Annotated in this window: 1 protein-coding gene; it reads left to right on the top strand. The window is 51.2% G+C overall.

The annotated features are described in order from the left end of the window. Nucleotides 1-404: hypothetical protein (locus tag QU605_RS15490; protein WP_289726209.1), on the top strand; the 404-nt coding region annotated here is incomplete at both ends.

Genomic DNA, 404 nt, shown 5'->3' with positions numbered 1-404 from the left:
TATGTAGATGCGGTAGCTGATGACGATGTAACGGGAGCGGCTCTGGATGGCAGTAATGTACTGACCATAAGTGAAGGAACCACAGATGTAACGGTAGACCTTTCTTCATTGGTAGACGATGCAGATGCGGATGCTACTAACGAGATCCAGGATCTGGGCAGTGTGCTTACAGAAGGCAATGATGCCGGAGGCGCAGCTATAGCCAACCTCGCAGATCCTACGGCAGCCCAGGATGCAGCTACCAAAGCGTATGTAGATGCAGTGGCCGATGACGATGTAACGGGAGCGGCTCTGGATGGCAGTAATGTGCTGACCATAAGTGAAGGAACCACAGATGTAACGGTAGACCTTTCTTCCCTGGTAGACGATGCGGATGCAGATCCGACTAATGAATACAATACGGG

The organism is Robiginitalea aurantiaca (assembly GCF_030380815.1).
Taxonomy (GTDB): Bacteria; Bacteroidota; Bacteroidia; order Flavobacteriales; family Flavobacteriaceae; genus Robiginitalea; species Robiginitalea aurantiaca.
Note: the sequence above shows the minus strand (reverse complement) of the source record. Positions and strands in the feature narration are given on the sequence as shown.